19 protein-coding genes are annotated in these 21,192 nt (G+C 64.5%); 14 read left to right on the top strand and 5 right to left on the bottom strand.

What is annotated here, in order from left to right:
• Positions 1-70 precede the first annotated feature (70 nt).
• Positions 71-991: an SDR family NAD(P)-dependent oxidoreductase gene (locus ABIE58_RS14750; protein WP_354545472.1), complete on the bottom strand. Its 921-nt coding sequence runs from the start codon at positions 989-991 to the stop codon at positions 71-73.
• Positions 988-1,812, bottom strand: a complete 825-nt coding sequence (locus ABIE58_RS14745; RefSeq protein WP_354545471.1) for an IclR family transcriptional regulator — start codon at positions 1,810-1,812, stop codon at positions 988-990. Before ABIE58_RS14745 ends, ABIE58_RS14750 begins: the two co-directional genes overlap by 4 nt.
• A gap of 90 nt (positions 1,813-1,902) precedes the next feature.
• On the opposite strand from ABIE58_RS14745, the gene ABIE58_RS14740 reads away from it, so the two are divergent.
• The 14 genes from ABIE58_RS14740 to ABIE58_RS14675 all read left to right on the top strand — a co-directional run bounded on the left by ABIE58_RS14740 (position 1,903) and on the right by ABIE58_RS14675 (position 17,239).
• On the top strand, positions 1,903-3,069 hold the full coding sequence (locus ABIE58_RS14740; RefSeq protein ID WP_354545470.1) for an acyl-CoA dehydrogenase family protein: 1,167 nt from the start codon (positions 1,903-1,905) through the stop codon (positions 3,067-3,069).
• A 2-nt stretch (positions 3,070-3,071) separates the two neighbouring features.
• Complete coding sequence (locus ABIE58_RS14735; RefSeq protein ID WP_354545469.1) at positions 3,072-3,503, top strand: PaaI family thioesterase; 432 nt, start codon at positions 3,072-3,074, stop codon at positions 3,501-3,503.
• Between the two features lie 14 nt (positions 3,504-3,517).
• Positions 3,518-3,898 (top strand): Zn-ribbon domain-containing OB-fold protein, encoded by a 381-nt coding sequence (locus tag ABIE58_RS14730; protein ID WP_354545468.1) that lies wholly within the window; start codon positions 3,518-3,520, stop codon positions 3,896-3,898.
• Positions 3,895-5,055, top strand: coding sequence for a thiolase family protein (locus tag ABIE58_RS14725; protein WP_354545467.1), 1,161 nt, complete (start codon positions 3,895-3,897; stop codon positions 5,053-5,055). The genes ABIE58_RS14730 and ABIE58_RS14725 overlap by 4 nt, the downstream gene beginning before the upstream one ends.
• Before the next feature lie 23 nt (positions 5,056-5,078).
• The gene (locus tag ABIE58_RS14720) at positions 5,079-7,160 is read left to right on the top strand and encodes an acetate--CoA ligase family protein (RefSeq protein WP_354545466.1); all 2,082 of its coding nucleotides are present in this window, start codon (positions 5,079-5,081) and stop codon (positions 7,158-7,160) included.
• On the top strand, positions 7,150-8,016 hold the full coding sequence (locus ABIE58_RS14715) for a MaoC/PaaZ C-terminal domain-containing protein (RefSeq protein ID WP_354545465.1): 867 nt from the start codon (positions 7,150-7,152) through the stop codon (positions 8,014-8,016). Before ABIE58_RS14720 ends, ABIE58_RS14715 begins: the two co-directional genes overlap by 11 nt.
• Complete coding sequence (locus ABIE58_RS14710) at positions 8,013-8,774, top strand: enoyl-CoA hydratase/isomerase family protein (RefSeq protein ID WP_354545464.1); 762 nt, start codon at positions 8,013-8,015, stop codon at positions 8,772-8,774. The genes ABIE58_RS14715 and ABIE58_RS14710 overlap by 4 nt, the downstream gene beginning before the upstream one ends.
• Before the next feature lie 196 nt (positions 8,775-8,970).
• On the top strand, positions 8,971-10,098 hold the full coding sequence (locus ABIE58_RS14705; RefSeq protein WP_354545463.1) for a TAXI family TRAP transporter solute-binding subunit: 1,128 nt from the start codon (positions 8,971-8,973) through the stop codon (positions 10,096-10,098).
• Between the two features lie 83 nt (positions 10,099-10,181).
• On the top strand, positions 10,182-12,155 hold the full coding sequence (locus ABIE58_RS14700) for a TRAP transporter permease (RefSeq protein ID WP_354545462.1): 1,974 nt from the start codon (positions 10,182-10,184) through the stop codon (positions 12,153-12,155).
• 10 nt (positions 12,156-12,165) lie between these two features.
• The gene (locus tag ABIE58_RS14695) at positions 12,166-12,831 is read left to right on the top strand and encodes a 3-oxoacid CoA-transferase subunit A (protein WP_354545461.1); all 666 of its coding nucleotides are present in this window, start codon (positions 12,166-12,168) and stop codon (positions 12,829-12,831) included.
• Complete coding sequence (locus tag ABIE58_RS14690) at positions 12,828-13,487, top strand: 3-oxoacid CoA-transferase subunit B (protein WP_354545460.1); 660 nt, start codon at positions 12,828-12,830, stop codon at positions 13,485-13,487. Before ABIE58_RS14695 ends, ABIE58_RS14690 begins: the two co-directional genes overlap by 4 nt.
• 16 nt (positions 13,488-13,503) lie before the next feature.
• Entirely contained in the window at positions 13,504-14,526 is a 1,023-nt protein-coding gene (locus ABIE58_RS14685; RefSeq protein ID WP_354545459.1) for an NAD(P)H-dependent flavin oxidoreductase, read from the top strand.
• Positions 14,523-16,250: an acyl-CoA dehydrogenase family protein gene (locus tag ABIE58_RS14680; RefSeq protein ID WP_354545458.1), complete on the top strand. Its 1,728-nt coding sequence runs from the start codon at positions 14,523-14,525 to the stop codon at positions 16,248-16,250. Before ABIE58_RS14685 ends, ABIE58_RS14680 begins: the two co-directional genes overlap by 4 nt.
• Positions 16,247-17,239 (top strand): aldo/keto reductase, encoded by a 993-nt coding sequence (locus ABIE58_RS14675; protein WP_354545457.1) that lies wholly within the window; start codon positions 16,247-16,249, stop codon positions 17,237-17,239. The genes ABIE58_RS14680 and ABIE58_RS14675 overlap by 4 nt, the downstream gene beginning before the upstream one ends.
• Before the next feature lie 49 nt (positions 17,240-17,288).
• On the opposite strand, the gene ABIE58_RS14670 is transcribed toward ABIE58_RS14675, so the two are convergent.
• Genes ABIE58_RS14670 through ABIE58_RS14660 form a run of 3 tightly spaced genes read right to left on the bottom strand, consistent with a single transcriptional unit; the run spans position 17,289 to position 21,191 of the window.
• Positions 17,289-18,812, bottom strand: a complete 1,524-nt coding sequence (locus tag ABIE58_RS14670; RefSeq protein ID WP_354545456.1) for a class I adenylate-forming enzyme family protein — start codon at positions 18,810-18,812, stop codon at positions 17,289-17,291.
• 49 nt (positions 18,813-18,861) lie between these two features.
• A complete protein-coding gene (locus tag ABIE58_RS14665; protein WP_354545455.1) occupies positions 18,862-19,992 on the bottom strand; it encodes an acyl-CoA dehydrogenase family protein in 1,131 nt (376 codons plus the stop codon).
• 2 nt (positions 19,993-19,994) lie between these two features.
• A complete protein-coding gene (locus ABIE58_RS14660; protein WP_354545454.1) occupies positions 19,995-21,191 on the bottom strand; it encodes an acyl-CoA dehydrogenase family protein in 1,197 nt (398 codons plus the stop codon).
• Between the last annotated feature and the right edge of the window lies 1 nt (position 21,192).

Raw genomic sequence — 21,192 nt, 5'->3', positions numbered from 1 at the left:
GCTGGATGAAACTTCGGCGGCAGGTCTGTCTTGCTTGGACAGATGGCCCTGGCACCTGCAAGGTGTTTGCTCAGACCGGTTCCCACGAGAAAACGTCGGCGGACACGTCAAGTGGCAGGAAATTCGCGCGCAGCGCGGGAATGGCGCGGGCGCCCACGCTCTCGATGCTCCATCCGGCATCCCCGGCATGCACCGATCTTACCGGGCGCGGCTGCGACATAAGGAATATTTCGTTGTTGCGCACGGCAAAAATCTGGCCAGTCACGTCCTTCGCGGCATCCGAGGCGAGATACAGCGCGAGCGGCGCGATCTTCTCGGGCACCATCTTGCGCAGATTGGCCAATCGCGCCTCCTGTTCAGGGCTGTCGACCTTGATCGAGGATGTCATGCGGCTCCAGGCGAAGGGCGCGATGCAGTTGGAGCGCACCCCCCAGCGTGCGAGATCGAGCGCCATGGACTTTGACAGCGCCGCGATACCCAGCTTCGCGGCCGAATAATTCGCCTGGGCGAGATTACCGATCAGGCCCGAAGTCGAGGTCATGTTGATGATCGACCCGCCGGATTGCGCACGGAACACATCGGCTGCGGCACGCGAAACGTTGAAGGTGCCGTAGAGGTGCACTTTCACAACGGCATCAAAGTCTTCAAAGCTCATCTTGTGAAAGAACGCGTCGCGCAGAATACCGGCATTGTTCACCACTGCGTCGAGCCGACCGAAGGCATCCGTGGCCCGTGCCACCATGGCTTTCGCACCATCGGGATCGGACACGTCGTTGCCGTCGGCCACCGCATGGCCGCCCGCCGCCTCTATTTCGGCTACCACCTCATGCGCGGCACTCTGTTCCGACGCGCCCTTGAGCGACGCACCCAGATCGTTGACCACGACCCGTGCGCCCGCGTGCCCAGCCTGAATGGCAAGCGCGCGACCGATGCCGGCACCGGCGCCGGTCACGAGTATGACCTTTCCGTCGAGTTGTTGAGATTGTGTCATGTGTCCTCCCTGGGATGAAGCGACGACACCGGATCAACCAAGGTGCCGTCGCCGTGATGACGCCCGAAAATATTGCTTTCGATACGTTCCGCCGCGCCCGCGAGCTCTGTCCCCACGCATCGCAGGGCCTCTTGCGTATGCTGGCCCGCAATGGTGATGCTGCTCATGCCGAGCCGGGGCGTGCCGCCAACATCGCGCACCAGCGTCGCAACGATCTCCAACCCCTTGAAGAGGTTGCCATGATCAAAAGCGACGCCGCTTTCACGCGCGGCCTGCACATCTTTCCAATACGCCTCGAAGCCCGGCGCGGATTGCCATCGCACGCTTTCATATCCACGCGCCGCTGCGTTCCGGTCAAGGCCCAAAGCAGCAGAGTAACACCGTCCCATGGCTCCCGCGAAGACCGGAAGACGGCTGTTGCGCGAGATCACCGCCTGCACAATGTAGCGCGGCGTGAACCGGTCGATGAGTACGATACGCTCCGTCTCTGTGATCTGCCATAGCGCTATCATCACTTGGTTGCTCTTGGCGATCTCGTTCAGCAACGGGCGAATCAGGTCGGCGGGGTTCGCGCCGAGGATCGGTGCGACCACTTCCATCATTCCCATGCCGATGCGGTAGGTCTTGTCGCCCGGATCAAAACTCAGCAGCCCGCCCTGCGCCAGCGTCTTCAGGATGTTGAATGCCGAAGATACGTTCAGCCCGGCCTCGCGCGCGATCTGCGTCGCACCCATAGGTGCGCCACGCGCCGCAAGCAGGCGCAGAATCGTCATGGCATTCTGCACGGCGGGAACTGGTTTATGCAGTGACGCATCTTCCATCAGATTTTCCTTGCGAAATTGTATTTAATATAAAGAATGGCGTTGAAGGCGCAAGCGGTATCCGCGGCGGGATACATGGGAGGGGTTAGAATGGCAAAGGATGTCGATGCTGACGTGTTCGAACAGTTGGTCGAAACCGTCGACCGATTCGTGCGCGACCGGCTCATCCCGACCGAACGGCAGGTCGAGGAGGACAATGTCGTACCCGACAAGATTGTTCAGGACATGCGCGACATGGGCCTGTTCGGCCTCTCGACCCCCCAGAAATACGGGGGCATCGGCCTTGATGCCGCACAAGAGGCGCGGTTGATCGAGACGCTCTGCTACGCCTCCCTTTCGTTTCGATCTCTGATCGGCACCAATGTCGGGATCGGCTCGCAGGGCATCGTCATGGATGGCACTGACGCGCAGAAAGAGGCGTGGCTGCCAGGCATCGCTTCGGGAGAGACCGTGGCATCCTTCGCGCTGACCGAGCCGGACAACGGATCGGACGCGGGTGGCATCCGCACGGCGGCCCGTCGCGACGGCTCGGATTTCGTCATCAACGGGACCAAGCGCTATATCACCAACGCGGTTTTCGCCGGTGTCTTCACGGTTTTCGCACGCACCGATCCCGAAAGCCGCGACGGCAGTGGCGTAAGCGCCTTCCTCGTGCCGGCCGACACGCCCGGCATCACGGTTGCCGCGCCCGACCGCAAAATGGGTCAGCGCGGAACCAAGACATCGGACGTGATCTTTGACGACGTGCGCGTGCCCGAAACCGCGATCATCGGCGGGCCCGACAACCTCAACAAGGGGTTCCGCACCGCGATGAAAGTGCTCGACCGGGGCCGCATTCATATAGGGGCCATGGCCGTAGGTCAGGGACAGCGGATGCTCGACATCGCCACCGATTACGCTCTTGAGCGCAAGCAGTTCGGAAAGCCGATCGGAGAGCATCAGCTCGTGCAGGGTCTTATCGCCGATTGCCAGGCCGATCTTCACGCGGCGCGCGCGCTTGTTCGCGCCACCGCCGAGACGTTCGACCGCGAGGGCAAAGCGGTTCTCGAGGCCTCGTGCACCAAGTATTTCTGCACCGAGATGGTGGGCCGCATCGCCGATCGCGCGCTACAGGTGCATGGCGGCGCGGGCTATATGAGCGAATACGACATCGAACGGTTTTACCGCGATGTGCGGCTCCTGCGGATCTACGAGGGCACCAGCCAGATCCAGCAGATCATCATCGCGCGCCGCACCCTCGCCGCCAGGTCCGCCTGACCATGTCCGACACCGCCCCGAGACGCCCCGAGGAGATGCCGGCGCAGTCCGAGTTCGCCACGCTCGCCGGGATCGAGCTGGTCGAAGCCTCGGCTGACCGCGTCGTCTGTTCGATGGAGGTGACGCAAAGGCTCACCAATCGAAACGGCGCGCTGCATGGCGGTGCGGTGATGACGCTTGCCGACAATGTCGCCGGCACGATCGCCTTTTTGAATATCCCGGTGGCGAAGTCCAACACCACGATCGAGGCCAAGACCAACTTTCTGCGCGCTGTGCGCGTGGGAGACACGGTTCGGGCCACGGGCGTGCCGCTACACCGTGGAAGCACCACGATGGTTTTGCAGATCACCATGACTCGCGGCGACGGGAAAACCGTTGCCGTGGCCACCCAGACTCACCTCATCCTCGACTGGAACGGACCCGGTTCGCATTGAAGAGAAGGCAACACATGACACAGGCAGACGTCGCATCACCAGGCCCGGAGGCCGCCTATAACGCGCATCTGGCCTCGGGGCGGTTCATGATACAGCGCGCGCCGAGTACCGGAGAATACGTGTTTTATCCCCGCGTCGTCACCCCGCAGGGTGCGACCGATCTTGAATGGGTCGAGGCACAAGGCACCGGAACGGTTTATGCCATAACGGTCAACCGGTCCCGCGAGGGATCGCGGAACGTGGCGCTCGTCGATCTCGACGAGGGGGTCCGCATGATGTCGACATTGCCGACCGTGGAAACCGCGGCCGTCGGCACGCGCGTCGTTGCCCGGATAGAATACCTCGACGATGGCCCCCGTGTCGTCTTTGACCCGATCGAGGGGGGCGCGGCATGAGCGGCACCCCATCTGACCTGCGCGGCAAGGCGGCGATCGTCGGCATGGCCACCGCCGGCACCGGCGAGGCACCGGGCTTTTCGGCGATGGAATTGCTGGGACAGGCGGCGATCGCCGCGGTGCGCGATGCCGGGCTCACGTTGCCCGAGATCGACGGGGTGTTTGCCGCAACCTCGTCGCACGCGTTCCCGACGATGAGCGTCGCGGAATATCTCGGGCTGAGGCCGCGCTTCTTCGACGGCACAAATGTCGGCGGATCCAGCTTCGAGATGCACCTGTTGCAGGCCACGATGGCGCTCGATGCCGGGCTCTGCGATGCGGCGCTGGTCTGTTACGGATCGAACCAGCGCACCGCCGGTGGCAAGCTTGTCTCGATGTCCGAGCCGCAATGGCACGAAACGCCTTACGGCCCGCGCCATCCAATCACCGCCTACGGCCTTGCCGCCAGCCGACACATGGCCAGCTTCGGCACGACGCGCGAAGACCTGGCTGATGTGGCGCTGGCGGCGCGGGGCTGGGCCAATCTCAACCCCGATGCCTTCGCCCGCGGCCCGCTGACCCGTGACGAGGTGCTGGGCGCGCGGATGATCTCGGACCCTCTGACCAAGGCCGATTGCTGTCTTGTCACCGATGGCGCGGCCGCAGTCGTTCTGACCCGCGCCGATCGCGCGCGTGATCTGCATAAAACCCCCGTCTACGTGATGGGCGTCGGAGCGGCCAATTCCCACCGCTCGATCGCCGAGATGCCGGATCTGACAACCACCGCCGCCGCCGAGAGCGGACCGCGGGCGCTGGAAATGGCCGGGATCAGCCGCGAGGCGCTCGATCTTGTGATGCTTTATGACGCTTTCACCATCAACACGATCCTGTTTCTCGAGGACCTCGGCTTTTGCCCCAAGGGAGAGGGCGGACGGTTTGTTCAGGACGGACGCATCGCGCCGGGCGGAGACCTTGCCGTGAACACCAATGGCGGGGGTCTGTCCTGCGTGCATCCGGGCATGTATGGGCTGTTCCTGATTGCCGAGGCGGTGACGCAGATCCGTGGCACCGCAGGCGAGCGGCAACTTCCCGACTGCACGCTCGCGCTGTGCCATGGCAATGGTGGAACGCTGTCGAGTCAATGCACGGCAATCCTCGGCGGGGCGGCGGCACTGTGACGTCACTCCCTGATATAGACGGAATGCTTGCGCCGAAAAGCGTCGCGGTGATCGGGGCGTCTGACGATCCGACACGGATCGGCGGACGTCCCATCGCGGCCATGCTGGGCGCGGGCTATGCTGGACATATCCTTCCGGTGAACCCAAATCGCGATACCGTGCAAGGGCTTGCCTGCTATGCCACGGTCGCGGATCTGCCAATCGCGCCCGACGCCGCGTTGATCGCGGTGCCCGCCAGCCTTGTGCCCCAGACCATCTCGGCCCTTGGCGAACGCGGATGCCGGGCGGCCACCCTTTTCTCGTCCGGCTTCGCCGAGACCGGGGCCGAGGGTGCTACGACGCAGCGCCATATCGTGGAACTCGCGCGATCCTGGGGAATTCGCCTGCTCGGGCCGAACACGCTTGGCGTCTACAATGTCGCGTTGGGCTATTACGGCACATTCTCGTCATCACTCGACACCGGCTATCCGCGCGTGGGCAATATCGGCATTGCCAGCCAGTCCGGCGCGTTCGGGGCGCATCTCGGGGCGCTTGCCCGTGACCGGGGGCTTGGTGTTTCGGTGCTGGTGACGACCGGAAACGAAGCCGACATAACCGTGGCCGACGCGATCCGCTGGATGGCAGAAAACGACGAAACGGATGTCATCTGCGCCTATATGGAGGCCATCAATGATGCGCCCGCCTTGCTGTCGGCCCTGGACGCAGCGCGCGCAGCAGGCAAGCCTGTGTTCGCGCTGAAGGCGGGGCGATCCGCAGTGGGTGCGCGCGCGGCGACGTCACACACAGCCTCGCTGACCGGTGATGCCGCGGTCGCGGATGCCGTGTTCGAAGATCGGGGCGCGGTGATGGTACGTGATCCCGAGACATTGATGGACTTTGCCTATGTCGCATCGAAAAAGGTGTTTCCGGATCGTCATTCACTGGGGGTCATCACGGTTTCCGGCGGCGCCGGGATCGTCATCTCGGACGAGGCCGAGCGGATCGGCCTGCCGATGCCCTCAATGCCCGCAGACGCGCAGGCGGCGTTGACCAAGCTGTTGCCCTTTGCCGCGCCTGGCAACCCGCTGGACTGCACCGCGCAGGCGCTGAACGATCCATCGTTGCTGGAGAGTTTCACGCGGGCTGCGCTTGAAGATGGCGGATACGGCGCGGTCCTGTGCTTTCTCACCTATGTCGCGGGCAGCCCTGCCATGTGCGACCGGATACTCGCGACGCTCGGACCGCTGCGCGCGGCATATCCTGACCGGGTCGTTGCCTTCTGTGCGCTTGGCGACGCGGAGGTCTTGCGCCGCTACGACGACGCCGGCATCGTCGTTTTCGACGATCCTTGCCGGGCGGCGCGGGCGCTCGACATGGTCTGCCGCATCGGCACGATCCTGGCGACGCCGACACGTCCGCAGTCCACGCCGATTTCCGTGACCCTGCCCGACACGACACCCGACGAGGCCGGCGCAAAGCACCTGCTTGGCCGCGCCGGTATCGCGACCGCCCCCGAGGAAACGGTCACGACCGTGGATGACGCGGTCGCCGCAGCCGAGAGGCTGGGATTCCCCGTTGTGATGAAAATCCTGTCACCCGACATTTTTCACAAATCCGACATCGGTGCCGTGAAACTCGACCTCGACGGACCGCAGGCAGTGCGCAAGGCGTATGCGGATATAGAGAAGGCCGTCGCGCAACACGCATCCGGGGCGCGGCTGTCCGGCATGCTTGTGGCACGGCAGCTTTCCGGCGGGACCGAATGCCTGATCGGGATAAGCCGGGACCCGACCTTTGGGCCCGTCGCCGTGTTCGGCCTTGGCGGCATATTTGTGGAAGTCCTGAAAGACGTAGCGATGAAGCCATGCCCCTTTGATGTCGATACCGCGCGCGAAATGATCCTGTCGATCCGTGGTGCCGCGATATTGCAGGGCGCGCGTGGCAGGCCGCCGGTCGATATCGACGCATTGGCGCGGATGCTCTCGACACTGTCACGATTTGCTGCGGGTGCGGGCGAACGCCTTGTTTCTATCGACCTGAATCCGGTCGTTGCGATGCCCGATCACGGCGGGGCATTCGCACTCGACGCCGTGATGGAACTCGAGGACGTCCAACATGACGATTGACCACGATCACCTGATGACTTTCGACATCCCCGAAGTGACCCAGTCCTACGGCCCGAAAGACTGGGGCCTTTACGCGCTGTCCGTCGGCATGGGGCAGGATCCGACCTCGATGGACGAACTTGCCTATGTCGCCGCGCTTGAGGATCAAAAGCGCGTCATGCCCGCAATCGTCAACGTGCTCGGCCATCCCGGATTCTGGCTTGCGGATCCGCGCACCGGCGTAGATGCGCTTCGGCTCGTTCATGGCGAACAGGGCATGACACTGCATTCCGACCTGCCAGAAGAGGCGACGGTGATCGGCAAGACCCGTGTCACCGGGCTGGTGGACAAGGGCGAAGGTCGCGGTGCCTTGCTCTACCATGAAAAGACCCTGCACGATGCTCAGACCGGCATCCATCTCGCGACCTGCCGAGGCACCACGTTCTTGCGCGGCGATGGTGGGTTCGGCGGCCCGACCGGGCCAACCAAGGCGGTGCACACACTGCCAGATCGCGCGCCGGATCATGTCATCAATACTCCGACGCGCCCGGAACAGGCGTTGTTCTACCGATGGAACGCCGATCCCAACCCCCTGCATCTCGATCCGCGGATCGCGGCGCGGGCCGGATTTGACCGGCCAATTCTGCACGGCCTGTGCACGTTCGGCATCGCAGCAAGCGCGCTTCTCGCCCGGCTTTGCGATTATGACGCAACACGCTTCGGCAGCATGGATGCACGCTTTACCGCGCATGTGTTTCCCGGAGAGACCCTGAGAACGGAGATATGGAATGACGGCTCGTTCCGCACCATAGCCATCGAACGCGACAAGGTCGTGGTCGATAATGGGATTTTCCAATACCGGACGGAGGAAACATGAGCCTTGACATCGCCACCCGCGAGGGCGGGATACGGGTCCTGACACTGAGCGAACCCGAGCGGCGCAATCCGCTTGGCCATCCCTTGCGGATAGACCTTTCGCGGGCGCTGGCGGATGCGGAACACGACGATTCGGTGCGTGGTGTCGTGCTGACAGGTGCCGGTGGGCATTTCTGCGGTGGCGGTGACATACGCGATCAAGGCGAGCGAAGTGCCGCCGCACATCGCGAACGTTTCGCAGTGATCCGCGACATGGTGCTGCGCATGACCGGTTTCTCGAAGCCACTGGTCGCCGCAATCGAGGGCTGGGCCGCAGGGGGCGGCATGGCGCTTGCGCTGGCCTGCCCGACGATCGTCGCCTCGCGAGAGGCACGTCTGGTTGCAAGCTTCACGAAGATTGGACTGATCCCCGATATGGGCCTGCTCGCGACACTGCCCGCGCGCGTGGGGCCTGGGCGCGCCCGGCGGATCATCTTGTCGAATCCTCGCATCGACGCGGTGGAGGCCGAACGCATCGGCATGGTCGATATCGTATGCGACGCGGGTGCCGCCTGCGACCGGGCCGTGGACCTGGCCCGTGAGGAGGCTGCAGAGGCCCCCTTGCCGCGGCACTTCGTGACCGACTGGTTCGCGCGCGACATCGCTGCGGCGCTCGACTACGAGCGCAGCATACAGCCAATGCTTCTCAACAGCGCCGACGCCGCAGAGGGCCGCGCGGCCTTTTTCGAGAAGCGCGCGCCGCGCTTCGCCGGTCGATAGGAAACGCCGGAAATGAAGGTTATCTTGTTATGAACACGCTGTTTTTAACATCGAACATTTGCCACTCATCCTGCGAGCCCATATCGTCGGATGCACGTTTGACGTGGCTTTTGTCGCAGCATTCGCGCGCGGATCATGAGGAGAGATCCTGCGCGCGGGCGTATCTATCCTGTAGAAACGATGGAGGAGACCAATCATGAAACTTCTAAAGTACGCCCGGCTGGGAACAGCCACCCTGCTGGCCACGGTCGGCATGGCGTCGGCGCAGGAGCTGCCCTCGACGATGGTCTGGACATCCTACGATGTCGGATCGGCGGGCTATGCCGAGGCGTCGGCCATCGCGGACGCGTTCGGCAAGGAATTCGGCACGCGCGTGCGAATTCAACCCTCGGGCAGCGGTATCGGGCGCCTTCAGCCATTGCTCCAGGGCCGCGCCGACTATGCATTTCTTGCAACAGAGGCGTTCTTCCTTGGGGAAGGGGCGTATGACTTCGCGGTGCCCGAGTGGGGGCCGCACCAGCTTCGCGCTGTGGCCGGTCGGCCTGCCAGCATCACGCTCATCGCCGCGGGCGATGCGGGCATTGAAACCGTCGAGGATGCCGCGGGCAAACGCATCGCCTTTGTCGCGGGCAACCCTTCGGTCAATGTGAAATGCGAGGCTATCCTTGCCTTTGGCGGCCTGACCCTCGACGATGTCGAGGTCATCACCTTCCCGACCTACGGCGCGGCCATGTCGTCGATGACCCGGAACGAGTCCGATGCGACCTGCACCACACCGACGACCAGCCAGCTCTACGAACTGGCCGAAAGCCCGCGCGGCATCCATTACGTGCCGCTCGAACCCGACAACCAGGAGGGCTGGGACCGGCTGCTGGAGGTTCTGCCGATCATGGGCCCGACGGACGAGGATGTGGCTGCGGGCCTGAAAGAGGGCGAGACAGCCAAGATGGCCGCCTACCGGTATCCTGTCATTACGACCACGGCCGACAAATCCGCGGATGAGGTCTATACCTTCATCAAGGCGCTCGATGAAACATATGACATTTACAAGGACGGGACCGCGGCCATGAAGCGCTGGTCCCTCGAAATGTCCGGAACGCCAGCGATTGACGTCCCGTTCCACGAAGGGGCCGTGCGGTATCTCAGGGAAATCGGGGTCTGGACCGAAGAGCATCAGGCGTGGAACGAAAAGCGGCAGGCGCGTATGGACGCCCTGGTCGACGCCTGGGGTGATTTCAAGGCCGAGAATGGCGGCCTCTCCGAGGCGGAGTTCTCGGATGCGTGGATGGAACGCCGTCAGGACGTGATCTCGTCGCTCAACTGAGCCGGGCTGCGTCAGTCGCACATCGTCGCCCCCGGCGCAGTGTCGCCGGGGGCAAAGCTCCCCATAAATATCCAGGTGACGCCATGAGTGTCGAAAACGATCGCGGCGACGATCACACCGACATATCTTCTGCCAGCTCTTCCGGGGCTGCGGCAACAGATTTCCCCATGCCGGTCGGGCACCGCGCCATTCAGGTGCTGGTGATGTGTCTCGGCGCGCTCGGGATCGTCATGGCCATTAACCAGCAGTTTCTACTGGATATTGCCGGCTTCCAGCCGCTCGGCAACGCATATCTTTATTATCTCATCGGCATATTCCTGGCAGTCGCTTTCCTGACGCTGCCGTTGAGCCCAGCGCTGGCCGGACGGCTGCTCTGGGTGAACCTGTGTCTTGCGGGCCTCGCGCTCGCAAGTGCGGGATATCTCGGATTCCACGGTCTGGAAATCATCCAGAAGGGCTGGGAATACGACGCGCCGCCGATGGCGGATCTCATGGCGACGATCCTGCTGGTGCTCGTGCTCGAGGGGGTGCGCCGCGCCGGTGGGCCGATCCTGGTTGTCACCGCGTTGATCTTCGGCAGCTATCCGCTGTTTGCCGACTACATGCCCGGCTTTCTCTGGGGCACGCAGTTTTCGCTCGTCGAGACAGTGCGGGCGCATGTGCTGGGGGTGGAAAGCATCATCGGCATTCCGATGCAGGTGGTGGCGGAACTGGTTATCGGCTTCGTGATTTTCGGCTCGGTTCTGGTGATCACGAAGGGGAGCAACTTCTTCATGGAACTTGCCTCGGCCCTCTTGGGCCATCGGCGCGGTGGACCGGCAAAGGTCGCGGTGCTGGGCTCGGGCATCCTGGGGTCGCTGTCTGGCAGCGTGATCTCGAACATCCTGACCTCGGGGCCATTCTCGATCCCGACGATGCGGCGCGTCGGCTATCCGGCGAAATATGCCGCCGCCGTGGAAAGCTGCGCGTCGACGGGGGCCACGCTGATGCCGCCGGTGATGGGCACGGTCGCCTTCGTCATGGCGTCGTTCATCGGCGTGCAATACTCGGCCATCGTGATCGCCGCGCTGATACCGGCCCTGTTGTTCTATGCCGCGCTGCTGTTCCAGGTGGACATGTATGCCGCGCGTCGGGGTCTCGATGGGCTGCCGCGCAGCGAAATACCCGCGATCCTGCCCGTTCTACGGCGCGGCTGGCCCTATCTTCTGTCGCTCGCGGTGCTAATATACGTGCTCATGGGGATGCGCATGGAATCGCGCGCGCCTTACTATGCCTCGGCGGTGATGCTGGTCACCACCGCGTTCAATCCCGATACAAGGCTGAGCCTGTCGCGGGCACGGGTACTGCTGCTGGACGCCTCTAGCAACATCGCCAATCTTGTCGCGATCCTTGCGGGGATAGGGCTGGTCGTGGGCGGGCTATCCTATACCGGCGTCGCGGGTGCCTTCTCGCGCGAGCTGCTGCTCTACGCGGGCGGCAATACTGCCCTGATGCTGATCGCAGGTGCGGTGACCAGCTTTGTTCTGGGCATGGGGATGACGGTGACGGCGTGCTACATCTTTCTGTCGATCCTGCTTGCACCGGCGCTGGTGCAGGCCGGGCTACATCCAATCGCAAGCCATCTCTTCATCCTCTACTGGGGTATGCTGAGCTACATCACCCCGCCGGTCGCGCTGGCCGCGATCACCGCGGCGAACGTGGCGAAATCGAATCCGCTGGAAACCTCGATAACCGCGATGCGTCTTGGCCTGCCGCTTTTCGTTCTGCCGTTCATATTCGTCTACGACCCCGCCCTTATCATGGAAGGTCACTGGACCGATATCGTCGAGCGTGTCACAATTACCCTGATAGCGATTTGGGCTGTGACCTCGGCCTTTGAGAGCTGGATTTATGGAGTAGGGCAAATCGGGCTGACAAGCCGGGCGCTGTTCGGTGCAGGCGGGGTTCTCATCGTCTTTCCAGAACCCGTAACCGGCGTGATTGGTGCCGTCGTGCTCATCGCTGTGTTCGGCGTCAATTTGATTCTGCAACGCCGCACAAGATCGGCAAAGCCATGAGGAGAGGGCCTTGGACAAGCGCGTGAACGATCTGGCGACCGCGGTCGCATCGATCAGGGACGGGGCGTCGGTGATGATCGGCGGCTTTGGGTCCTCGGGCATCCCGTTCGGCCTGATTGACGCGCTGCTCGCGCATGGCGCGTCGCGGCTGACGATCATCTCGAACAACGCCGGTGCCGGAGAGACCGGGATCGCCAAACTACTGAAGGCAGGCCGCGTGGCCAAGGTGATCTGCTCCTATCCGCGCTCGCCCGGCTCGATCTGGTTCGAGAAACGTTTCGAGGCGGGCGAGATCGATCTGGAGGTCGTGCCACAGGGCACGCTGGCGGAACGCATTCGCGCGGCTGGTGCCGGCATCGGCGGTTTCCTGACGCCGACAGCCTACGGCACGCAACTGGCCGACGGCAAGGAAACGCGCGTGATCGATGGCCGGGGCTACGTGATGGAGGCCCCGCTTGCCGCCGATTTCGCGCTTCTGCGCGCCGATCGGGGCGATAAATGGGGCAATCTCGCCTACCATGCCACCGCGAGAAACTTCAATCCGGTCATGGCGATGGCTGCCGACCACGCCATTGCCGAAGTGCGTGCGATCTCCGACGAACCGCTCGATCCCGAGCGCGTGGTCACGCCGGGGATCTTCGTTGACAAAGTCGTGCAATATGAGGTGCGCCCGTGACCAATCCTGTCTCGCAAGACCTTCGACGGCTCACGGATGCCGAAGTTGCCGCGCGCATCGCGCAGGACATCCCGGATGGCAGCTACGTCAATCTCGGGATCGGCAAGCCGACACATGTCGCAAGCCATGTCCCCGAGGGACGCGAAGTGATCTATCACTCGGAGAACGGCATCATCGGCGTCGGCCCCACCCCGCCCGAGGGCGAAGAAGATGTCGAGCTGATCGACGCCAGCAAGCGCTACGTCACCGCGGCACCCGGCGCGGCCTATTTCGATCATCCCGACAGCTTCGCGATGATGCGGGGCGGTCATATCGATATTGCCGTGCTCGGGGCCTATCAGGTCGCCAGCAACGGCGATCTCGCGAACTGGGCGACACTTGACGAGACGTTTCCCCCGGCCGTGGGCGGTGCGATGGATCTTGTCGCGGGCGTGAAGACGATCTTTGTGATGATGCGCCACACTGATCGCGACGGACGCCCGAAGCTGCTGGAGCGCTGCACCTATCCGTTGACCGGGCTTGGCGTCGTCTCGCGCGTGTTCACCGATCTTGCCGTGCTCGACATAACCGATGCCGGCTTTCGGCTGGTCGATCTGGCACCGGGCAATACCTTCGCCGCCGTGCAGGCGGTAACCGGTGCCCGAATCCAGACCTGAAACCAAAGGAAACGCCATGCCCGGACATGCCCCTGAAGCCGCAAACGGCACGGACAGGCCCGATCCCGTAGCCGCGCTGAAGGCAGGCCTTGCCCTGCCGGTCATCGGGGCACCGATGTTTCTCGCCTCCGGTGTCGATCTGGTGGTCGCGCAATGCTGCGCGGGGATCATCGGCACTTTCCCGTCGCTCAATGCCCGACCCGCCGCAGAGCTTGATACCTGGCTGACCGAGATCGAACGCCGCCTCGCCGCCTTCGAGACGGAGACCGGTCGCAAAGCGGCTCCTTATGGTGTGAACCTGATCGTCAACGACTACAACGACCGGCTGAACACGGACCTCGCGACCTGTGTGAGACACAAGGTGCCGCTGGTCATCACGTCGCTATCGGCACCCGACATGGTGGTCGAGGCGGTGCACGGCTATGGCGGCGTGGTCTTTCACGATGTCATCAAGGCGCGCCACGCCCGCCGGGCCGCCAAGGCCGGCGTCGACGGGCTCATTCTGGTCAGCGCCGGAGCAGGAGGACACGCCGGCACGCTCAGCCCGTTCGCGCTTGTCGAGGAGGTGCGCGCAGACTGGGACGGTCCGCTGGTGCTGGCGGGCGGCATCGCCAACGGTCGCGCGGTTCTCGCCGCCGAGGTTCTGGGCTGCGATTTTGCCTATGCCGGCACCGTGTTCATCCCAAGCGTGGAAGCGATCGCCCCCGATGCCCACAAGCAGATGATCGTGCGCGCCGGGGCCGATGGAATCGTCTACACGCCGCTCTTCTCGGGCACCCATGCCAACTATCTGATCGAAAGCGTCGAGCGTGCGGGGATGGATCCCGAAGAGGCCCGTCGCGCCGAACCGCGCCGCATGACCGCAAAGACGGACCCGGACCGCCCAAAAGCCTGGAAAGATGTCTTCAGTGCCGGTCAGGCGGTTGCGCAGTCACGGGCGATCGAGCCTGCGGAACAGATTGTTGCGCGACTTGCCGGGGAATACGATCGCGCCCGCGCGCGGCTTGGGGACGGACCGCGCAGGAAGGAAACGGCATGACGGACACCATCGCAAACAACATACCCGATAGTCGGGGCACCAATGCCTATCGCGCCGATCCTGTCCTTGCCGATCTGATGGAAATCTATCTGCCGCAGGACAGCCTTTCGCGTATCCTGCCCGAACTCGACAGCATGGGCGCGCTTGTCGGGGATCGGCTGGAAGATCTGGCGCTTGCCGCCGATCACAACCCGCCGGTCTTCCAGCCGCGCGACCGGACCGGGGCCCGCGCGGAAAAGATCGTGAAGCACCCGGCCTACCAACAACTGGAAAGCATTGCCTTCGGTCGTTTCGGCCTTGCCGCGATGTCGCACCGGCCGGGCGTGTTCGATGCGCCTGACAAAACGCACCCGGTCGCTAAATACGGGCTCACCTACCTGTTCGTGCAGGCCGAATTCGGCCTCTGCTGCCCTGTGTCGATGACCGACAGCCTGACACGCACGCTGATGAAATTCGGCGATCCGGCACTGGTGAACCGGTTCTTCGACCGGCTCACATCGCAGGACATGGACACGCTCTTTCAGGGCGCGATGTTCATGACCGAGCAGGCCGCCGGATCGGATGTGGGCGAGATCGAGACCGTGGCCCGCCAGGAGGATGGCGAGTGGCGTCTTACCGGTGACAAGTGGTTCTGTTCGAACCCGGACGCGGCGCTCGCAATGGTGCTCGCACGGCCCGACGGCGACGGCGCGGCCCGGTCCGGCACGAAGGGGCTGTCGCTTTTTCTGCTGCCGCGGCACCTGCCGGATGGCAGCCTCAACAGCTACCGGATCCTGCGGCTCAAGGACAAGATGGGGACGCGGTCCATGGCCTCTGGCGAAATCGCTCTCGAAGGGGCGACCGCCTATCTTGTCGGCGAGGCCGGTGCCGGCTTCAAGCAGATGACCGACATGATCAACATGTCGCGTCTGGCCAATGGCGTGCGCAGCGCGGGCCTGATGCGCCGCGCCGTGGCCGAGGCGCTGTTCATCGCGCGGCACCGACAGGCGTTTGGCGGGCGGCTGATCGACAAGCCGCTGATGCGACGCCAACTGGCCAAGATGCTGGTGCCGGCAGAGCAGGGGCGGAGCATGGTGTTGCACACCGCCCGCGTCCTGCACGCGGCTGATGCCGGTGATGCGGAAGCGTACAAGGTGCTGCGCATCCTCACCCCCCTGGTCAAGTTTCGCACCTGCCGCGATGCCCGCAAGGTGGCGGGGGACGCGATGGAGGTCCGTGGTGGCTGCGGCTATATTGAGGAGTTCTCGGATGCCCGCGTGCTGCGCGATGCGCATCTCGGCTCGATCTGGGAAGGCACGTCGAACATCATCGCGCTCGATGTCCTCCGGGCGGCGCGGCGTGCCGGGGCGCTGGACGCGCTGGCCGATTATCTTCGGGCACGGCTTGTCGAATGTGAGGCCGGGCTGGCCGACGAGATTGCGTCCTTTATGGAACGTGCCGTCGCGCTGACGCGGACTGTTGCCGAAACGGCGGCGGAGGTCGATGCGCGCCGCGCGGCCTCAGCACTCTATTGCGCGACCTCGGCCGTGGTCATGGCATGGGAGGCTGCGCAGCTTCCGCAACAGGCTGGTGCGGATCGCGCGATGCTCGCCCGCATGGTCCTGCGTCACCGTCTCACGGCGCAGGATCCGCTCGCCCCCACCGAGGCGGAACCCGACAGTCTGTCTGGGCTGCTCGATCGTGCCGGACGGGACGCAAATAATGCAGCGGAGGTCCAGCGATGAAGACCCGCAGATTGGGCGCGCAGGGTCCGCGGGTTTCCGCGATCGGCCTTGGCGCGATGAACATCTCGGGCTTTTACGGCCCTGCGACCGAGAAAGAGGCCTTCGAGCTGTTGGATCGCGCGCGCGCTCTGGGCGTCGATCATATAGATACGTCGGACGTTTATGGAAACGGGCATTCGGAACAGGTGATCGGGCGGTATCTCGCGGATCGCGGCCCGGTCTTTCGCATTGCGACAAAAGCAGGCATCAGGACCGACCGCGACACCGGCGCGCGCGTCTACGACAACAGCGCCGAATACCTCTCGGCAGCGCTGGATGACAGCCTGTTACGGCTTGGCCTTGACCGGGTGGATCTGTTCTACGTTCACCGACGCGAAGCCGAGCGCCCGATCGAAGAAGTGACCGAGGCGCTTGCGGCACTTCAGAAAACCGGCAAGATCGGTGCTTTCGGATTTTCCGAAATCGCTCCGGCTTCGCTGCAACGTGCGGCGCGCGTCCATCCGGTTGCCGCGGTGCAGTCGGAATATTCGCTGGCGACACGCGCACCCGAGCTGGGGCTCGTGGAGGCCTGCGCGCATCACGGTGCGGCGCTTGTCGCGTTCTCCCCGGTCGGGCGCGGGCTTTTGACAGACGTGCCGCCCGATGCGGGACGCGTGGCCGCTTCGGCCTTCCTGCGGGTGAATCCGCGTTTTTCCGCGACGAACCTGCCGGAAAATGTCGCCGCCACCGACCGCTTTCGCAAAATAGCGGCGGATCTGGGGGTGCCGACAGCGACGCTTGCAGTGGCGTGGCTGCTGCATCAAGACGCCACGGTCATACCAATCCCCGGCACCCGCAACGCCGATCACCTCGAAGAGGCGGCGCAAGGCGTGATGCTGGATCTCGCGCCGGACACGCTGGCCGCCATTGACGCAGCGCTGCCGCGCGGTTGGGCGCATGGTGATCGCTACAGCGTCGCACAGTGGCAGGGACCGGAGCGATACTGCTGATCGGCCCGCGCGCCACCCCGGTCCGGCGCGCGAAGCCCCCGATACGGCGTCAAGCGTTCGAACCTGTCGCGATGAGGTGGGAAAAATGATCGAGAAGCGCCTGCTTCAGGATCTTTCCGGTCGGTGCGGTCGGCAGGGCTTCGACGATGAACACCCGTGACGGGCGCTTGTAGCCCGCAAGGCGCGCGCCCGCAAACGCGGCTAGGTCGGCCTCGGTCACCGCGCCCGGCTCGCTGATCTCGCAGAAGGCCAGCACCTCCTCGTCGCCCTCTGCCGGGCGGCCGATCACCGCCGACTGAACGACCGCCGGATGATCGTTGAGCGCCATCTCGACCTCGGGCGGGTAGACGTTGAAGCCACCGCGAATGATCAGCTCCTTGGTGCGGCCGACGATGTGCAGGCGCCCTGCATCGTCGATCCTGCCCAGATCCCCGGTGCGCATGAATCCGTCGGGCGTGAGCACGCGGGCGGTGGCCTCAGCGTTGCCGAAATAGCCCTTCATGATATGCGGGCCACCGGTCAGGACTTCTCCCACGCCCGGCTCTGCGCCGACAGACTCGTCGATGCGGACCGCGACACCCGGCAGCGGCAGCCCGACAGAGGTATCGGGATCGCCGAGGGCGTTGCGCGTGCCGCTGACCCCGGCTGTGGTTTCGGTCATGCCATAGCCGTTTTGCAACGGCAGGCCGTAAAACGCCTCGGCCTTGCGTTTCCATGCCGGGTCGAGCGGTGCCGCGCCCGACGAGACATAGCGCAAGCGCGGCGCGTCCGCACTTTCGTATCCATGCCGCGCGGCGTGATCCATCAGCAGGGCATGCATCCGGGGCACCGCCGGCACCACGCTCGCGCCTTGCCGCAGCGCATCGAACATCGCGGCGGCGGAAAAGCGCACTGCGAGCGCCACCGTGCTGCCGGCGCACATCGCGGCCAGCATCATCGAAGCGAGGCCGAAAACATGCGTCAGCGGCAGCGCGCCGTACAACAGGTCATCCGGTGTCAGCGCGCGCAGGTCGCGCGAGGCCTTGGCCGCGAAGATCAGGTTGCCATGCGTCAGCATGACGCCCTTGGGCGCACCGGTTGTCCCTGTTGTGTAGAGGATCACCGCCACCTGATCCGCGCCCGGCTCCGGCACCTCGGCCGCACCCGGCACGCAGGACGCAAGCCGCAGCGCGCCGTACCCCGTGGCGCAAGACCGAGCGCCGGCGGCGTCCGCATGGGCCGTGGCCTCGGCCGAGACATGGCTTGTGTAGATTGCGACTTTCGGCCCCGCATGGGCCGTGACGCGGGTAATTTCGGCTTCTGTCAGTCGCGCGTTCACCGGCACGGCCCACGCGTCAAGCCGACTGCACGCCATCACCAATACCGCGACGGCGACGCAGTTTTCCGCCACGATCAGCACGCGGTCGCCGGGCCCGACGCCTTGCGCCCTCAGCACCTCCGCGGCCTCGTCCACATGGTCGGCAAGTTCGCGCCAGATGACGGCGCGCCCGTCCGTGTCGACCATCGCGACGGCCTCGGGGCGGGACGCGACATGCACATCCATCATCTGGTGAATTCGGAGCAATCGGGTCATGTCGGTCTCTCATCCAAACGGCTTTTGGTGTCGTGCGCCCGCTATAATGTCATTCACCGCTCAGACGAATGAAGCGTTCCAGATGGTGGTCGGCATCACCAAAGCGATGATCCACCATGGCCAGCCGCTTGGCGAAATGCCCGAGGGCGTAGTCCTGCGACAGCCCGATCGCGCCATGCATCTGAAAGGCCTCCTCGACCACGAGTTTGCCAGCGCGGCCGATCAGGTTTTTCGTAGCACTTACATGACGCTCGCGGTTGGCACGGTCCGACTCCAGATGCCCGGCAAGGTTGATGACTGCCGAGCGGGCCTGCTCGATCTCGATCAGCATGTCGGCCATGCGGTGCTGGAGGGCCTGGAACTTTCCAAGCGGCTGGCCGAACTGGCGCCGCTCCTTCAGGTAGGCGACCGTCAGCGCGCGGCAGGTCTCCATCAGGCCCAGTGCTTCGGCGCAGAGCGCGCAGATGGCGCGGGCATTGGCCTGTTCAAGGCCCTGATACGCGCCGCCTTCGGGTCCGATCAGGGCCTCGCCGCCCACGTGAACGCCGTCAAGGGCCAGTTCCGCGGCGCGGCCCCCGCCCTGAAGCGGGTAGTCGCGCAGGCTCAGGCCCTCGGTGTCATGGGGCACAAGAAAAATCGAGATGCCGTCGCTGTCGGATGGCCCGTGATCGGTGCGCGCGGTGACGAGAATCGCCTCGGCGGCGGACGCAAAACCAACCACCGCCTTGCGCCCGTCGATACGCCAACCGTCGCCATCGCGCACCGCGCGGGTCTCGACATGGCCGAGGGTGTAGCGCGCGGCGGGCTCTGCATGGGCAACTGCGAACACCTTGCCGCCCGCGGCCTCCTCTGCGCGGGCGCGCTGCGCCGCGTCGCCCAGATCGGCCAGCAAGCCCGCCGCCTGCACCCCGCTTTCGATCAGCGGGGTCACGGCACCGGCGCGACCGATCTCCTCGAAGACCACGGCCAGATCGAAGCCCGCGCCGCCAAAGCCGCCGGCATCCTCGGGCAAGGTCGCACCGATCGCGCCCATATCCGCCAGCGCCGTCCACAGATCGGCGTCATAGCCAAGCGCGCTCTCGGTTGCGGCCGCGATGCGGTCGGGGGTGACGGTATCGGCCAGCAGACGGCGCAGGCTGTCCTGCACCATCCGCCGTTCGTCGGTCAGATCGAAATTCATGGTCAGAGCTCCAGGATCGACTTGGTGATGATCTGGCGCTGGATCTCGTTGGACCCGCCATAGATCGACAGCTTGCGGTTGTTGAAATAGGCCTGCGTGGCGGGCATCGCGTAATCCGGGCCGACCGGCTCCACGTTGCTGCCCTCGTCGAGCGCCTCCGAGACGAAGGGCATGGCGTAGGGCCCGACCGCCTGCCGGGTAAGCGCGTTGATCTCCTGCCGGATCACCGTGCCCTTGATCTTGAGCATCGAGGATTCCGCGCCCGGTGCCTGCCCGGCGGCGGCGGCCGAGACGGTGCGCAGGTTGGTGGTGGCCATCGCCATCAGGTCGATCTCCACCTGGGCCATTTTCGCGGCAAAGAGCGGATTGTCGATCAGCGCCCGGTCGCCATCACGTTCCAGCCGCGCAATGCGGCGCAGGTTCTCCATTCCGGCGCGGGCGAAACCGACGCCAGCGATGTTCGTGCGCTCATGCGTCAGAAGGTATTTGGCGATGGTCCAGCCCTGGTTCTCCTCGCCCACGAGGTTTTCGGCCGGCACCTCGACATTGTCGAACCAGACCTCGTTGACCTCGGCCTCGCCGTCGATCAGCACGATGGGGCGCACGGTGACGCCGGGCGTGTCCATGTCAATGAGCAGGAACGAGATGCCTTCCTGCCGCTTGCCTTCGGTCGAGGTGCGCACGAGGCAAAATATCTTGTCGGCATACTGCCCCAGCGTGGTCCAGGTTTTCTGGCCGTTGACGATGTAGCTGTCGCCGCGCCGCTCGGCGCTGGTGCGCAGCGAGGCAAGGTCCGAGCCTGCGCCCGGCTCGGAATACCCCTGACACCACCAGTCGGTGCCATCAAGGATGCGCGGCAGGTAATGATCCTGCTGCGCCTTGGTGCCGAAACTCATCAGGACGGGGCCAAGCATGTTGACACCGAAGGGGACGATGCGCGGGGCGTGGGCGCGGGTGGTCTCTTCCTCGAAGATGTGACGCTCGATGGCGTCCCAGCCGGGACCGCCGAACTCGCGCGGCCAGGTGACGCCCAGCCAACCGCGCGCGTTGAGGATTGCGTGCCATTCCTCGTAATCCTGCTTGGTCAGGCGCTTGCCTCGGGCGACCTTGTCGGACAGGCGCCTGGGCAGCTTCTCGTCGAGAAAGCCGCGGACCTCGTCGCGGAACTTTTCCTGTTCCTGCGTATAGCTCAGATTCATG

Origin of the sequence: Roseovarius sp. MBR-78, assembly GCF_040547535.1 — a bacterium.
Taxonomy (GTDB): Bacteria; Pseudomonadota; Alphaproteobacteria; order Rhodobacterales; family Rhodobacteraceae; genus Roseovarius.
Note: the sequence above shows the minus strand (reverse complement) of the source record. Positions and strands in the feature narration are given on the sequence as shown.